At 73.1% G+C, this 15,086-nt stretch carries 16 protein-coding genes; 9 read left to right on the top strand and 7 right to left on the bottom strand.

The annotated features are described in order from the left end of the window. Positions 1-15: 15 nt before the first annotated feature. The 6 genes from OG711_RS34985 to OG711_RS34960 all read right to left on the bottom strand — a co-directional run bounded on the left by OG711_RS34985 (position 16) and on the right by OG711_RS34960 (position 5,179). Entirely contained in the window at positions 16-1,131 is a 1,116-nt protein-coding gene (locus tag OG711_RS34985; protein WP_329562652.1) for a BMP family ABC transporter substrate-binding protein, read from the bottom strand. 136 nt (positions 1,132-1,267) lie between these two features. After that, a complete protein-coding gene (locus OG711_RS34980) occupies positions 1,268-1,627 on the bottom strand; it encodes a VOC family protein (RefSeq protein ID WP_079184683.1) in 360 nt (119 codons plus the stop codon). 91 nt (positions 1,628-1,718) lie between these two features. Next, positions 1,719-2,105, bottom strand: coding sequence for a cupin domain-containing protein (locus tag OG711_RS34975; protein WP_329562650.1), 387 nt, complete (start codon positions 2,103-2,105; stop codon positions 1,719-1,721). A gap of 113 nt (positions 2,106-2,218) precedes the next feature. Beyond that, the gene (locus OG711_RS34970; RefSeq protein WP_073789026.1) at positions 2,219-2,932 is read right to left on the bottom strand and encodes a FadR/GntR family transcriptional regulator; all 714 of its coding nucleotides are present in this window, start codon (positions 2,930-2,932) and stop codon (positions 2,219-2,221) included. Positions 2,933-3,022: 90 nt separating this feature from the next. Continuing rightward, a complete protein-coding gene (locus OG711_RS34965) occupies positions 3,023-3,511 on the bottom strand; it encodes a VOC family protein (RefSeq protein WP_073789029.1) in 489 nt (162 codons plus the stop codon). A gap of 120 nt (positions 3,512-3,631) precedes the next feature. After that, positions 3,632-5,179, bottom strand: a complete 1,548-nt coding sequence (locus tag OG711_RS34960) for an aldehyde dehydrogenase family protein (protein WP_178391040.1) — start codon at positions 5,177-5,179, stop codon at positions 3,632-3,634. A gap of 163 nt (positions 5,180-5,342) precedes the next feature. On the opposite strand from OG711_RS34960, the gene OG711_RS34955 reads away from it, so the two are divergent. The 5 genes from OG711_RS34955 to OG711_RS34935 all read left to right on the top strand — a co-directional run bounded on the left by OG711_RS34955 (position 5,343) and on the right by OG711_RS34935 (position 10,101). After that, complete coding sequence (locus tag OG711_RS34955; RefSeq protein WP_329562646.1) at positions 5,343-6,758, top strand: amidohydrolase family protein; 1,416 nt, start codon at positions 5,343-5,345, stop codon at positions 6,756-6,758. A gap of 65 nt (positions 6,759-6,823) precedes the next feature. Continuing rightward, a complete protein-coding gene (locus OG711_RS34950) occupies positions 6,824-7,843 on the top strand; it encodes a zinc-dependent alcohol dehydrogenase (RefSeq protein WP_329562644.1) in 1,020 nt (339 codons plus the stop codon). An 11-nt stretch (positions 7,844-7,854) separates the two neighbouring features. Next, the gene (locus OG711_RS34945) at positions 7,855-9,195 is read left to right on the top strand and encodes an FGGY-family carbohydrate kinase (RefSeq protein WP_329562642.1); all 1,341 of its coding nucleotides are present in this window, start codon (positions 7,855-7,857) and stop codon (positions 9,193-9,195) included. Between the two features lie 52 nt (positions 9,196-9,247). Continuing rightward, positions 9,248-9,640 (top strand): VOC family protein, encoded by a 393-nt coding sequence (locus OG711_RS34940; protein WP_329562640.1) that lies wholly within the window; start codon positions 9,248-9,250, stop codon positions 9,638-9,640. Positions 9,641-9,708: 68 nt separating this feature from the next. After that, positions 9,709-10,101, top strand: a complete 393-nt coding sequence (locus OG711_RS34935) for a VOC family protein (RefSeq protein WP_073789053.1) — start codon at positions 9,709-9,711, stop codon at positions 10,099-10,101. Between the two features lie 235 nt (positions 10,102-10,336). Here OG711_RS34935 and OG711_RS34930 read toward each other — a convergent pair whose 3' ends face one another. Next, positions 10,337-11,407 (bottom strand): aldo/keto reductase, encoded by a 1,071-nt coding sequence (locus tag OG711_RS34930; RefSeq protein ID WP_329562637.1) that lies wholly within the window; start codon positions 11,405-11,407, stop codon positions 10,337-10,339. Between the two features lie 180 nt (positions 11,408-11,587). Here OG711_RS34930 and OG711_RS34925 point away from each other — a divergent pair, with 180 nt between their 5' ends. The 4 genes from OG711_RS34925 (at position 11,588) to OG711_RS34910 (ending at position 14,618) form a co-directional block, all read left to right on the top strand. Then, entirely contained in the window at positions 11,588-12,784 is a 1,197-nt protein-coding gene (locus OG711_RS34925) for an aromatic ring-hydroxylating oxygenase subunit alpha (protein ID WP_329562635.1), read from the top strand. A 74-nt stretch (positions 12,785-12,858) separates the two neighbouring features. Further along, on the top strand, positions 12,859-13,335 hold the full coding sequence (locus OG711_RS34920) for a VOC family protein (protein ID WP_073789272.1): 477 nt from the start codon (positions 12,859-12,861) through the stop codon (positions 13,333-13,335). Continuing rightward, complete coding sequence (locus OG711_RS34915; RefSeq protein ID WP_073789059.1) at positions 13,332-13,793, top strand: ester cyclase; 462 nt, start codon at positions 13,332-13,334, stop codon at positions 13,791-13,793. Before OG711_RS34920 ends, OG711_RS34915 begins: the two co-directional genes overlap by 4 nt. Before the next feature lie 51 nt (positions 13,794-13,844). Then, on the top strand, positions 13,845-14,618 hold the full coding sequence (locus OG711_RS34910; protein WP_073789061.1) for a class I fructose-bisphosphate aldolase: 774 nt from the start codon (positions 13,845-13,847) through the stop codon (positions 14,616-14,618). Positions 14,619-15,086 lie beyond the last annotated feature (468 nt).

The raw sequence follows: 15,086 nt of genomic DNA, 5'->3' as shown, positions 1-15,086 counted from the left end.
ACCGGCGCGGTCGCGCTACCGCTTGCCCGCGACGGCGTCATCGACGTTCAGCCTTCCGCTGCCGATGTCCTCGATGAGCTTCGCCAGCTTGGCCTCCTGGTCACCCTTCGGCTCACAGAGCTTGACGGTGGGGACGGGGTCCTTGCCCAGGTGCCACTCACGGGCGACGCCCATCCGCAGGGTGCCCTCCTTGAAGTCCTTGAGCGCTCCGGCGAAGTAGGCGCCGGGGCTGAAGACCACGGACACCGCGTACTTCACACCGCCCGGTTCGGGGGTGCAGCGGTCGGTGCCGGGGGTGAGGGCGGGGACGCCCTTCTTGTTGGCGATCCGGGTGACGGAGTCGGTGGCGCCGCCGAGGTAGGGGTAGATGACCTTGACGCCCTGGGAGAGCTGGGCGTTGGCGGCCTCGTTGGCCTTGCCGGAGTCGTTGAAGTCGCCGGTGTAGTTCTCGACGAGTTCGGCGTCGGGGACGACGGACCTGATACCGGCCTTGTACGCCTTCGCGACGGCTCGCGCGAAGTCGAGGTCGGGCCCGGTGATGTAGCCGGCCTTCTTGCCGCCGTTCTCCTTGAGGATGAGTCCGGCGGCGTAACCGGCGGCGTACAGGCTCTCGTTGATGAAGTCGAGGGACTGGGTGAACGCCGGGGTCTGCTTCACGCCCTGGCCGCCGCTGATGTACCAGGCGACGCCCTTGCACTGCGGTTCGGTGGACGCGGACAGCGCGTCCTTGAGCTCGCTGGCGCCGATGGCGATCAGGTCGACCCGCTGGAGGCACAGGTTGCGGGCCTGCTGGACGGCGGTGGCGGGGTTGATCTTGTCGACGATGGTGAGCTTCCAGTCGTGCTCGTCGGCGAACTTCCGGGACTCGTCGACGAAGCTCTGGTAGTAGCCCTTGTCCTTGGTGTCACCGGGGCTCATCACCCCGATGACGACCTTGCCGTCGCCGTTCACATCGGGCTCGCCCGCGGGCAGTGTGCCGTCGGCCTGCGTGGTGGTGGCCGCTCCCCCGCTGCTCTTGCCGGCGGCCGGGGTGGCCTTCGGGCTGTCCGTCCGGGTCTCACCGCAGGCGGTCAGCAGCAGTCCCGGCGCGATGACCAGGCCCGCGACAGCTCTCAGTACTTTTCTTCGCATCGCACTTCTCCAGACGACTCAACGCGGATTCGGTGTCACGCGGACCCGGTGGCGGGTCCGCGGACCGTTCGAGGGTGCTGCGGGAGCTGCTAGGAGTGGGGGGTGCTGTGGGGGCCCTCAAGGTGGGGCGGGCGGATCATCCGGGGTGGGTGCCCGGTTCGGCGCCCCACTGGATGATCTGGACGTAGTTGCCGTCGGGGTCGGCGAGGGTGCCGATCAGTCCGAAGGGCATCTGCTCGACCTTGCGCACCCAGGTGACGCCGAGGGTGAGCAGATGGGCCTCCAGGGCGCGGCAGTCGTCGACGTCGAGGTTGACGATCACCCGGGCGGCGTCCGCGTTGGGCCCGGAGACCTCGCTGTGCTCCTCGATGAAGAGCTGGACGTCCCCGAGAGGGAAGGCGCCGCCGTCGTTCTCGGTGACCGAGAAGGCGGAGCGGTACCAGGACTTCATCTGCTCGGCGTTCTCCGAACCGATCAGCAGGCTGCCGATGCGCACGGTGTCCTCCAGGATGCGTGGGTGGGTAGGCGGGTGGCGCGTGGGTGAAGTGGCGCGTGGTGCGCGGGTGAGTGAGGCGTGGGCGGCGCGGTCAGCCGCCGAGGTACTCCTCGCGGGGCGGGGTGAAGATGTCGAGGATCCAGGTCTCGCCGTGCTCGGGGTCGCCGATGAAGAGGCTGTCGCCGTGGTCGTGGCCCTTGGGCGCCCAGTAGACGTCGCCGGGGCCGAGCGTCCGCCGCTCGTCGGAACCGATCCGGAAGTCGAGCTTCCCCTTGAGGACGACGCCCCACTGCTCGTTGTCCGGATGGTTGTCGTACGGGGTGGGGCCGCGGCCCTCCTCGATCCGCCAGAAGGTCAGCATCATGTCGTCGCTGGACCAGACGCGGCGCCGGAAGCCGGGCCGCACCTCCTTGAACTCGGCGTCGTCGAAGGCCCAGACGTGCTGCGCGTCCTCGGTCGGCCGTTCGTCGTCACTCATGGGCGGGTCCGTCCTCTCTGTCGTGCGGGTGCCGGTGCCGGTGCCCGCGCCCCGCGGTCCGGGGAGCCGAGAGCCGGGGAGCCGGCCCCGGCGGCCAGCGGGCGGCCCGTGGGTCAGAACATGCGGGCGATCATGTGTTTCTCGACCTCGCCCAGATGGTCGGCCGCGGCGAGCGCGGCGGTGTGCGGGTCCCCGCCCGCCACCCCGGCGGCGATCCGTACATGGGCCAGGCAGGCTTCCGCGATGACCTCGCGGACGGCCCCGGCGTTGTCCTCGGCGTCCAGCAGCGAGGAGAAGTCCTCGGAGGCGAACACCGCGTCCAGGGCCTTGCGGTACAGCTCGTGCAGGGTGGGGTTGCCGCAGGCGCGGGCCAGGGCGAGATGGAAGCGGCGGTCGAGGTCCCGGAAGTCCTCCAGCCGCATGCCCGGCCCGAACTCCGCCGCGAGGGCGGTGATCTGGGCGCGTTCCGCCGGGTCCGCGCGGGTGGCGGCGAGCCGCGCGATGGCGACCTCCATCACCTGCCGTACCTCGAACAGTTCGCTGATGTTGCGTTTGCGCCGGTCCTCGCCGCCCAGCGGCATGTCGGGCAGGGAATCGGCGACGACGAAGCGGTTGCCCCGCTTGGTGACACAGCCGAGGACGACGAGTCCCTGGACCGCTTCGCGTACCGAGGTGCGGGCCACGCCGAACTGTTCGCACAGCGTGCGCTCCGCGGGGAGCCGGGACCCGGGCGCCAGGCTGCCGTCGCGGATGCCGTCCAGGAGCGAGTCCCTGATCTGCTCGGGGACCGTGGCGCGGGAGACGGGGGCGAAGCGCTTCGGGTCCATGGGGACGGCCTCCGGTCCTCGTGGTGGGTACGCCCGCCCGGTGGGTCGGCGCGGTGTCCGGTGCGCACCGGGACGGGGCAGGGTCAGGTCCTAGACCGCGCCCGTGACGGATGCGAAGCGGCGCATCTCCGCGTCGATGTCCAGCGGGCGGACGATGGCCTGGTGCGCCTCGTCGCCCCAGTGCTCGGCGGGGACCAGCCACATCACCTCGAACTCCAGTCCGTCGGGGTCCGTGGCGTACAGGCTCTTGTTGGCGCCGTGGTCGCTGGCGCCCTTCAGCGCGCCGGCGGCGGCCAGGGTGTCGCGGGCCCGGGCGAGGGCCGTCAGCGAGGGGACCTCCCAGGCGATGTGGTACATGCCCACGGTCCGGGAACCCGCCTCGGACGCCTTCGCCTTGTCGCCGATGGTGAAGAACGCGATGTCGTGGTGGTTGTCCGAGGCCGGGGCGCGCATGAAGACGAAGCTGCCCGGCGGGCCCTCGATGACCGTCTCGAAGCCCAGGACGTCGTGGTAGAAGGCGGCGGTCCTGCGGGCGTCCCGTACATAGAGGACCGCGTGGTTCATACCGGTGATCGCCATCGTCGGCGACTCCTTCCGGTGGTTCGGTGGGCCGGTTCGTTCCGGACTGATGGTCTGACGGTCAGAAGGTATGGACGCCAGGCCAGGGGGGTCTTTGGTTCAGGAGCACAAAGCGGGGATTCAGCCACTGTGCACGGAGATGTTCACGGCCTTGATCCGGGTGTACGCGTCGACCCCGGTACGGGAGAAACCGCTGGCCCGACGGGGTTCGCCCCGGCCGCCGTTCATATCGGGCGCGAAATGGCAGTTGACGTTGACCTCGCCGCAGTCGAGGGTGTCCGCGAAGCGGAACGCGCGCTCCAGGTTCCCGGTGAACACCGTGCCGTTGAGCCCGTAGGCGGTGCCGTTGGCCAGTTCACCGGCCTCCCGCTCGGTACGGAACGGCATCGCCGCGAGCACCGGGCCGAAGACCTCCTCCTGTTCCAGCTCGCAGCCTCGCCGCACCCCGCCGAGCACGGTCGGCGCGGCGTACGCCGGACCCAGTCCCGGGGGCAGTTCCGGGGTGCCGACCAGGGTGGCGTCCCCGGCGCCGAGAGCGCGGCTCACATAGCCCCGTACCCGGTTCGCGTGCCGTTCGTGGATCAGCGGGCCGATGAACGTCTTCGGGTCGAGAGCGTCCCCCACCGGCAGCGTCGCCGCCGCGGCGGCGACCGAGCGCACCACGTCCTCGTAGACCGACTCCTCGACCAGCAGCCGGCTGCCCGCGACACAGACCTCGCCCATGTTGACGAACGCGGCCATCATCGCCCAGCCGACGGCCTGTTCCAGATCGGCGTCGGCGAACACCACGACCGGGGACTTGCCGCCGAGTTCCAGATGGACGGGGGTGAGGTTGCGGGCGGCGGCGGCCATCACATGGCGGCCGGTCGCGGTGCCCCCGGTGAGGCTGATCAGATCGACCCGGGGGTCGGTGATCAGCTGTTCCCCGACGGTGGCGCCGGAGCCGAGGACGATGTTCAGCACCCCGGGCGGCAGTCCGGCGGCGGTGAGCAGACGGCCCAGCTCGACCAGGGTGATCACCGCGTCGGCCGGGGGCTTCGCCACGATCGAGCAGCCCGCGGCGAGCGCGGACGCGATGCGCTGGCTGCCGGTCATCAGCGGCCCGTTCCACGGCAGCAGCTCGACGACGACCCCGGCGGGCTCCGGTTCACGGACGGTGAGGACACGCGGCCCGCCGCCGGGCAGCAGTTCCGGCGGGAAGGTCGCCCGGCGGACATCGCCGTGCGCGGTGCGGGCCACGGCCGCCGCGTAGGAGAAGGCGTTCGCGGCCTCGTAGACGTCGTTGGTGAGCGCGCCGGACACCGCCTTGCCGGTGTCCAGGGCCTCCAGCGCGGCGAACCGCGCGGCGTCGGCGCGGATCGCCGCCGCGGCGGCCTCCAGCACCTCCGCCTTGCGGGGGCCCGGCATCCGCCGCCACACCCCGGTGTCGAAGCTGGCGCGGGCCGCGCCGATCGCGGCGTCCACCTCCTCGGCGGTCGCGGCCAGATAGCGGGCGGGCCGCTCCCCGGTGGACGGGTCGGTGATCGGCAGGGGGGTGCCGCCGGTGGCCTCACGGCCCCCGATGAGCTGCGGATAGGGGTCCGTGCTGAGCCAGCCCGGACGGAGCCGGGGCTCGGCTCCGGGCTGCGGGCCGGTGCTGTGTTCCCCGGCGGACATCGCGGCGGACATCGCGGTCACTCCCTCTCGGCTGCCTGGCCGTGCGATACGAACGCGAGTCAGGCTGGTCGCAGCGGGGAGCCGCCGCATCGTGTTCCCGGCATGGACCGGGGGGCGTTGATTGTGCTCCCGGCCACGATGTCCGGCGGCCCGGGGCGGCCTAGTGTCCGTGGCCATGGTGAGCGAACAGGAGCCGCACGGCCCGCCCCCGGAGCGCCCCGATCTGCTGGTGACGGGCGGCGACGTGGTGACGATGAACGCCCGCCGCGAGATCCTCGCGGGCGGCGCGGTCGCGGTGGCCGGGGAACGTGTCCTGGCGGTCGGCGCGACCTCCGCGCTGCGGGAGCGCTGGCCCGGCACCCCCGAGCTGTCCGCCGGCGGCTGTGTCGTCACCCCCGGTCTGGTCAACGCCCACCAGCACCACACGGGCGACCCGCTGGCCCGGGCCCGGATCCCCGACGATCTGCCGCCCGGCGCGTCGGTGGACTCCTGGGCGATCCCCCTGCACCGCGCGCACACCACCGCGGACGACGGACTGTCGGCGCTGCTGACCTGCGTGGAGAATCTGCGCAACGGGGTCACGACCGTGGTGGAGGCGGGCACGGTCGCCCATCCGCACCGGGTCGCGGACGCCCTGCGCACCGCCGGGATACGCGGCACGGTCGGCACCTGGGGCTGGGACGTGCCGGGGGCGCCGTTCGCCGCCCCCGCGCCGCGGGTGCTGGACCGGCTGCGCGCACTGGTGGAGACGTATCCGGCGGGCGGCCGGGTCGAGGGCTGGGTCACGCTCGTCGGGCACGGGCTGGCCAGTGACGAACTGCTCGCCGGGGCGGCCGACCTCGCACGCGCCACGGGTGCCCCGATGACCATGCATATGTCGCCGTCGGCGGCCGACCCCGCGCACTATCTGGAGCTGACCGGCCGCCGGCCGGTGCTGCACCTCGCCGACCTCGGGGTACTGGGCCCGCATCTGCTGCTCGCCCACGCGGTGTGGCTCGACGACGCGGAGGTCGACGCGCTCCTGACCAGTTCCACGGCCGTCGCGTACTGCCCCTGGGCGTATCTGCGGCTCGGGCAGGGGGTGACCCGCGCCGGGCGGCACGCGGAGCTGTTCGAGCGGGGCGGACGGCTCGCGCTCGGCACCGACGCGCAGAACGCGGGCGACTCCTCCGACATCCTGAAGGCCGCCGCGCTCGCCGCCGGACTCGCGAAGGACATGCGCGCCGACCCCACCCGGTTCGGCGCCGCCGAGGCCCTGGAGCTGGCGACGATCCGGGGCGCCGAGGCGATCGGGATGGCCGACCGGATCGGTTCGCTGGAACCCGGCAAGTACGCGGACCTCGTCGTCCACACGACGGCGGGACCCGAGTGGACACCGCGCGGGGACATCGCCCATCAGCTCGTGTGGTCCGCCGACGGCCGCTCCGTACGGGACGTCCTCGTCGGCGGCCGGGTCGTGGTCCGCGACCACCGCTGCGTCACCGTCGACGAGACGGAACTGCGGGCCGACGCGGCGCGCGCGGCGGCGGACCTGCTGCACCGTTCGGGCGTCCCGGTCCGGTCCCGATGGCCCGTGATCGCGGCCCACTGAAGCGTTCCCCACCCCACCTCTTCCGTTCCGTCCTCTCGCATCCCCTAGCACCGGGAGTCGTTCTCATGAAGATCGCCGTCATCACCGCCGCCGAACAGGTCTCGCTGCGGGAGGAGCCCGATCCGGTCGCGGGAGCACGGGAAGTGCTCGTACGGATCAGGGCCTGCGGTCTGTGCACCATGGAGCGCAGGCTCTATCTGGGCACCAAGCCGGTCTATCCGGTCGCCGCCGGGCACGAGGTCGCGGGCGAGGTCGTCGCCGTCGGCGCGGAGGCCGAGGGGCTGCCCGGCTCGCCCCGCGTCGGTGACACGGTCACCCTCGATCTGCTGACCCGCTGCGGGACGTGTGTCTCGTGCCGCCGGGGGCGCAGCGCCCTGTGCAAACGCCCGCAGGGCGGCGCGCTGTCGGACGGCACCGTCTCGATGGGCGCGGGCCTCGCGGAGCTGGTCCGGGTGCCCGCCGCGCAGGCGTTCGGGACGGGTGCGGCGCCGGTGCGCCACGCGGTCATGGGCGAACCCCTCGCGTGTGTCACGCACTCCGCGCGGCTCGGCGGGCTGCGGGCCGGGGACCGGGTGGCCGTCGTCGGCGCGGGTTTCATGGGGCGGCTGCATCTGGCGCTGGCGAAGCTGCGGGGCGCGGCGTCCGTGGGGCTGATCGACATCAGCGAGGACCGGCTGACGGAGGCGCGTGCCGCCGGGGCCGACTGGACGAGCACCCCGGACGCGGCGGTGGCGACGGGCGGCAAGCAGGATCTGGTGTTCGTGACGGCGGGTGCGCCGGACGCGCTGGAGACGGCGCTCGCGCTGTGCGACGACGGGGGCACGGTGGTGCTGTTCGGCGCGTTCCCGAAGGAACTCGTCGCGGGGGTGGGCCCCGACGCGATCCACCACCATGAGCTGACCGTCCTCGGGGTGTTCAGCCATGAGCCCGAGGACTGGACCGAGGCGGCGGCCCTGATCGCCTCCGGGCGGCTCGCCGCCGACCTCGACGCGCTGGTCACCGCCGAGTTCCCGCTGGCGGAGGCGGACGCGGCGCTCCGGCTCGCCGCGAAGAGCCCGGTCTACCGTGTCCTCGTGGGCGGCTGAGCGTGCCGCCCGTGTCCGCCCCGGTCGTCGTCGGGGTCGACCTGGGAAGCAACTCCGCCCGTGCGCTGGCCCTGGACCCCGGGGGGAACAGCCTCGGCAGCGCCACCGCGCCCTATCCGGGTGCCGCGGACTGGACCGCGGGACGCGCCGATCCGGCGGGCTGGCTGGCCGGTGCGGTCGAGTCGGTGCGCCGGCTGGCCGCGCGACTGCCCGCGGCGGCCCGTCCGGTGGCGCTCGCCTTCGGCGGGCAGAGCCCGACGACGGTCGCGGTGTCCGACGGCGGTTCCCCGGTCACCGCCCTGACCTGCCGTCATCCAGCGGGGGCGCAGGGGTCCCCGGTCGCCCAGCACCAGGCGCAGCGGACGGTGCTGCGCGCGGACGACCCGGACGGCACACCGTGGCAGCTGTACGACTGGGTCGGAGCCCGGCTCGGGGCGGACCGGTACCAGTCGCGCTGGACCGGTGATCCGCTGCTGGACGGTTACGGGCCCGTCGCCCGGACCGGCACGGTGACCGGGACGACCACCGGCACCGAGGGCATGGCGCCCGGGATTCCGCTGGTGGCGGCGGCGCAGGACGCGTATCTGGCGTTCTGGGCGGGGGGATTGGACCGGCCGGGCCGGGCGATGGACCCGGGCGGCCGGACCGGCGGCCTCGCGGTGGCGGTCGCCGCGGGTTCACCGGCCGCCGACCACTACGCGCTGCCGAGCGCGGTGCCGGGCCTCGACATCGTCGGCGGGCCGGTCGCCGCGCACGGACTGATGCTGGAGTGGCTGAGCTCCCTGACCGGCCGGGCCGTGCCGGATCTGCTGCGGCTGGCCGCGCGGGTGCCGCCGGGCGCGGGGGGCGTCACGGTGATCCCGTATCTGGAGGGTGAGCGGGCGCCGCGCTGGAACCGCGCGCTGCGCAGCGAGATCCACGGGCTGTCGTCGGCGGCGGGTCCGGGGGAGCTCACCCGGGCGGCGCTGGAGGGCGCCGCGTACGGGCTGGCGCACATCGCGCTGGGGCTGGCCGCGCACGGGGCGCCCATCGACACGCTGGTGTGCGCGGGGTCCCCGGCGCGCAGTCGGCTGTGGTGCGGGGTGAAGGCCGCGGTCCTCGGGGTGCCGGTGGAGGTGCCGGAGCCGGTGGACGTGGCGGCGTTCGGGGCGGCGCTCGCCGCGGGCGCCGGGGCGGGCTGGTGGCCCGTGCCCGGCGCCGGGGCGGGCGGGGACTGGCCGCGTCCGCCGATGACCGTGATCGATCCGGAGCCGGACCCGGTGTACGCGGAGGGGCTGCGGCTCTTCCTGGCGCTCGGGGACGCGGAGGTGGCGCGTCTGTCGGCTCCGGTGAACACCTCCACCGCCGCGTGAAGGGCCGCCGCCCGGTGGCCCCTGTCCGTCCCGCCCGGAGAACGGAGTCCCGATGCCCAATCCCGTGATCTTCATGGATCTGCCGACGCCCGATGTGGAGGCCACCTCGCGCTTCTACGCCGATTTGTTCGGCTGGACCTTCAACCGCCGCCCCGCCGGGGAGTTCCACGAGGTGCTGCCCGGGGTGAAGCCGAATCTCGGCATCCACCGGGAGGACCGTCCGGTCACCGGTCCGGTGCCCCGGATCTATGTGATGGTCGACGAGCCGCCGGCCTGTCTGGAGAAGGCCGTCGCCGGTGGCGCCACGGTGCTCTGGGAGGAGAAGCCGTGGGCGGAGTTCGAGGCCCGCTGCGCGGCGTTCCGTGACCCGTGGGGCAACGAGGTCGTCCTGTGGCGTGACAAGGGGACGTACTTCAGGAGCGGTCACGCGCCGCGGACCGGGTGACCGCCGCCGGGCACCGGACGCGGTCGGCAGAGCAACCGAAACGATCCCAGGAACCGAGGAACCACCCCATGGCCAACACCCTTGTCTTCGTCGACCTCCCCAGCACCGATGTAGAGGCGTCCACGGCGTTCTACCGTGAGCTGTTCGGCTGGACGATCAACCCGCGCCCCCAGGGCGTCTTCCATCAGGTGGTCCCGGGCGAGGGGCTGCACCTGGGTCTGTTCAGCGAGACGGAGCAGCACCCGGACCCGGCGCCGCTGCCCGCGCAGCCCCGCTCCGGTCTGCACACCCGGGTGTACATCCTGGTGGACGGTCCGCCCGGCGACTACCTCAACAAGGCGGTCCTGCTGGGCGCGACGGCCCTGTGGGAGCAGACCTACTGGGAGGAGTTCAACGGCCGGCACGCCTCGTTCCTCGACCCGTGGGGCAACCAGATCGTGGTGTGGCGGGCGAACTCCTGACGCCGGCGACTGCCGGGCCGGGACCTCGCGGGGGACCGTCCGGGCCGGGACCCCGCGTACGACCGGGGTCCCGGCCGGAGCCGGGTGTCCGACCGGGGTCAGGGGGTCGGCCGACGCCTGATGCGCGGGGCCGTCCGGCGGGGGCCGAGGCGGCTCGTCCGCTGCCCGGCCGCGGCCGTGTCCTCGGGCCCGGCCGCCCGGGACGGGGCGGCCCGGCCCGGTCGCGTGGCGGCGGTCAGGCACCGCCCCCGGGCAGCGCGCCTTCGGGCAGCGCGTGGGCGCGGCGCCGCAGTGCGGCGTCCGTCAGCGCCGGGGACGTCTGGTCGGCGTCCCCGGGGTTGAGGTCGGTACCCGGGGCGACCAGCTGGTCGAGCCGGTCCATCACGTCCGGGGCGAGCCGTACCGACCCCGCCGAGAGCTGAGCCGCCAGCTGCTCCTCGGTGCGGGGTCCGACGATCGCGGACCCCACCGCGGGATGGGCGAGCACGAAGCCGAGCGCCAGCTCGATCATGGTGTGCCCGGACTCCTCGGCGAGCCGGGCGATCTCCTCGACCACCGCGAGCTTGCGGGCGCGCACACCCCGCTGCCCGTGGTCGAAGTGCCCGGCGTTGCGCACCGCCCGGGAGTCGGCGGGGGCCGGGACCCCGGCGCGGTACTTCCCCGTGAGCCATCCGCCGTTCAGGGGGCTGTACACCAGCACGCCCATCCCGTGCCGCCCGCACGCGGGCAGGGCCGCCGCCTCCGCGTGCCGGGCGAGGACGGAGTACCCGAGCTGCTCGGTGCCGAAGGGTTCCAGACCGTGGCGTTCCGCGGTCCACCGGGCCTCCACGATGCGGTCCGGCGGGGTGGCCGAGGCGCCGATCGCGAGGATCTTGCCCTGGCGCACCAGATCGCCGAGGGCGCCGAGTGTCTCGTCGAGCGCGGTCCCGAAGTCGGGCCGGTGCAGCTGGTAGAGATCGATCCGGTCGGTGCCGAGCCTGCGGAGGCTGTCCTCGACCGCCCGCACGATCCACCGGCGGGACGCGCCACCGGTGCGCGGGTCGTCGGGGTCCGTGCGCTCACCGAACTTCGTGGCGAGGACGACCTCGTCACGGCGGCCCCTCAGCGCGCGGCCGACGATCTCCTCGCTCTCGCCGAAGGCGTACACATCGGCGGTGTCGATGAAGCCGATGCCCGCGTCCAGCGCGGTACGCACCATCCGGGTGCAGGCGTCGTGGTCCGGGTTCCCCCAGGCGCCGAACATCATCGTGCCCAGACAGAGGCGGCTGACCCGCAGTCCTGTACCGCCGAGGTTCACAGAATCCATGTCCCGAGCCTGACAGCTCGCCCCGCGCGTACCGATGTGGCCGGGGAGCAGCAAGGGCGGCCCAGGTTCGTGCCTGAAGCACATACCGGGGCGGTGGGCCGCGGACCTACCTTCGAGCTCATCGCAAGCATCAAGAGCACGCAGTCGGTGCAAGCAAGTCAAGTGTTTGGGGAGGAAGCCGTGCTGGACCGGATGACCGCTTCGGAACTCGCCCTGGACGAGCAGGTGGCCGCGGGCCGGGCCGCCGGGCCGGCGCGGGAGAGCGACGGACTCGTCGAGTCACCCCTGCCGAGCGACATGCTCCAGCCGTGGGAGGTGTGGAGCCAGGAACTGTTCGACCTGGAGATGATCCGGGTGTTCGGCCGGTCCTGGGTGTGGCTCGGGGACACCGAGGACCTGGTGAAGCCGGGCGACTTCATCACCGGGCGGATCGGCACCCAGTCGGTGCTGGTGGTGAAGCAGCGGGACGGCTCGGTCAAGGGCTTCCTGAACAACTGCCGGCACCGCGCCTCCGGGGTGGCCTTCGAACCGGCCGGGAACTGCGGCAAGGCGTTCGCGTGCCCCTACCACGCCTGGACGTACGGCCTGGACGGAAAGCTGCTGTCGATCCCGGACCGGGAGCGGATGTACGGCCCGGACTTCCCGATGGACCGGTACGGGCTGGTGCCGATCCGGGTGCACATCGCCTTCGGGAAGCTGGTGTTCGCCTGTCTGTCGCGCAGGGCGCCCTCCTTCGAGGAGTGGATCGCGCCGCTGCTGCCGCGCTACGAGGCGTACCGGATCGACGGGTACCACCGCTACCACCGCGAGCTGAACGACGAGTACCCGATGAACTGGAAGGTGTTCGTCGAGAACTCGAACGACGACTACCACGTGCGGTTCGTGCACCGGCGGCTGAACAAGGTGCGCAAGCAGATGGACACCATCGTCCGTTTCCAGGGGCGGACGACCAGCGGCTACAAGCCGCACAGCGACAACTTCGATCTGTCGCTGGGCCGCACCGACCTGAACGAGGAGGATCTGCGCGGCAGTTACGCGGAGTTCGTCTATCCGAACCTGACGCCGCTGCCGTACGCCTCGCAGCTGATCATGGTGCGGGTGGACCCGATCGCCCCGGACCGGAGCCGGCTGGTGTCGCGGATCTACGGGCTGACCGAGGACATCGGGCTCCAGGAGCGGGAACTGGTCAATCTGGAGCTGACCAACAAGGAGGACACCGACATGGTGACCGTCCTGATGGAGAACCTCCGCTCACCGTTCTACCGGGTCGGCCCGCCGAGCACCTGGGAGGGCCGGGCCCGGCACATGATGCGTCAGATCCGCGAGGACGTGGCGACCCCGCTGGCGCCGGACGAGTTCGAGGGACCCGTCGGCTGAGGGGACGGGCAGCGGCGGCCGGTACGGCCGCGAGCGGGGCCGCCGAGGAACGAGAGACAAGAGGAGTGGTGACCGTGGCCGACACGGAACCGGGCAGGAAGCTCACCGAGGCCCGCTGGACCCATATCGCGCTTCCGACGAGCGATCTGGAGGCGGCGGTCGAGTTCTACACGTCCTTCACCCCGCTGGTGGTGGTGGCCCGGCACCAGGACAAGGACGGCGCCAACGCGTGGCTGTCCAACCAGGGCCAGGTCGAGACGCCGTTCGTGCTGGTGCTCGTCGGGTTCGACAAGGACAAGGGCAGGAAGCAGCCGCAGCTCAGCCCGTTCGCGCACCTCGGCATGGAGGTGCCGAACCGCTCGGACGTGGACGACACCGCGGCGCGGGCCCGGGAGGCCGGCTGTCTGCACTGGGAGCCGATGGAGCTGCCGCCGCCGGTCGGTTACATCTGCGCGCTGAACGACCCGGACGGCAATGTCGTCGAGATCTCCCACAATCAGCGGGTGTTCGAGGAGGTCCGCACCCTCTGGGGCTCCGGCGGGGACCGGTGAGCGGGTCCGCCCCGGCCGCCGGCGCGGGTACCGCGCAGCGGACCCGGGAGGCCGTGGAACGCTATATCGCCGCGCTGAACAGCGGGGACCCGGACCGGATCGCGGGGCGGGTGACCGCGGACTTCCACAACGAGCACACCGCGTCGCTCGGCCGCAGTGTGCGCGGCCGGGCCGCGTACCGGGAGCGGCTGACGGGATTCCTCGCCGAGTTCGAGGAACTGCGGTACGAGGTCGAGGACCTGATCGTGGACGGTGACCGGGCCGCGGTGGCGTATCTGATGACGTTCCGCTGGTCGGGGGCCGCGCACCGGCCGCGGATCAGGATCCGGGGGATGTTCCGGTTCCGGGTCAGCGGCGGGGAGATCGCGCACCGGGTCGACTACTGGGACAGCGGCACCTTCCAGCGGCAGAGCACCGAGCAGCGGCGGTGGCGGACCCGGCCGGAGCAGGACGGGTAGCCGGCCGGGACCGCCGCCCGGATGACGTGTACAGCGACGAAAGGAACGATTGTGCAGACCCATTCCGCCCTCGGGGCGGGCAAGCTCCGGCGGATGCGCCGGATGTTCGGCGCGGACGGCCGGGCCGTCTTCGCGGCCATCGACCACGCCGCGTACATGGGTGAGGGGCCGCCGCTCGGGGAGCCGATGACGCGGATCGCGCAGGGCCGCCCGGACGCGGTCCTCGCGACCTGGCATCTGGCCCGTGCGTACGCCGAGGTGTTCGCCGGCGCGGGGCTGGTGCTGCGGGTGGACGGCGGTTCCTCCGAGATCGGTGAGTTCGCCTCCGGCGACGTCAACGCGATCATGCATCTGCCGGAGGAGGCGCTGCGGATCGGCGCGGACTGCGTGGTCGTCCTCGCCTTCCCCGGGGCGCCCGACGAGGATCTGTCGCTGAAGCGGCTGGCCCGGCTCACCTCGGAGTGCGAGCTGCTGGGTCTGCCGGTGATGGCGGAGATGATCCCCGGCGGCTGGGCCAAGGCGGTGCCGTGGACCACGAAGAACGTGGCGCGGGCCGCGCGGATCGGCGCGGAGCTGGGCGCGGACATCATCAAGACGGTGTGCCCGGGTCCGACGGAGGAGTTCGCGGAGGTCGTCGCGGCGACCCCGGTGCCGGTGGTGGCGCTCGGCGGTCCGAAGACCGACAGCGAGGACGAGGTGGTCGCGCTCGCCCGGGGCGTGGTCGAGGCGGGCGGCGCGGGTGTCGCGTTCGGCCGCAACGTCTGGGGGTCCGCGGCGCCGGACAAACTGGTCGCGCGGCTGCGTGAGGCGGTCCACGGGACCTGACCGGACCGGTCGCGCCCCGTACGCACCGTGTGCGGGACCTGAAGGGTCCCGTGTCCCGCGCGGTCGATGCCCATCACGCGTACGGGGCGCGGCCACCCCCGCCCACCACCTCCCCTTTTCGCCCCTGGCCGCCGCCTCCGCCCCGGTCCCGGGCGGCCCGGACGGCTTGCCCGTACCCTCCGGGCAGGCCCGCGCCGCAGCGGCCCGCGGAGTTCCCCGCACGGACTCCCGCCGGCCCCGGCGCCCGGTCCCGGTGGGCCGACGCCCCGGTCGCGCGGCCCACCGGGACCGGCCCTCCCGCCCACGGCCTTCCCACCCCATGTCTCTCCCCCGGCCCGCGCCGGGCGTTCCGGTGCGGTATCCGGTACGGCGTCCCGGGCCGCGTCCCGTACGGCCGGTGCCCCGGGCGTCCGCACCGGACGACGCGAGACACGGTTACCCACCGGACCGGGCACCCCGGAGCCCCCT

The organism is Streptomyces uncialis (genome assembly GCF_036250755.1).
Taxonomy (GTDB): domain Bacteria; phylum Actinomycetota; class Actinomycetes; order Streptomycetales; family Streptomycetaceae; genus Streptomyces; species Streptomyces uncialis.
This window is presented reverse-complemented; position numbering and strand designations above follow the sequence as displayed.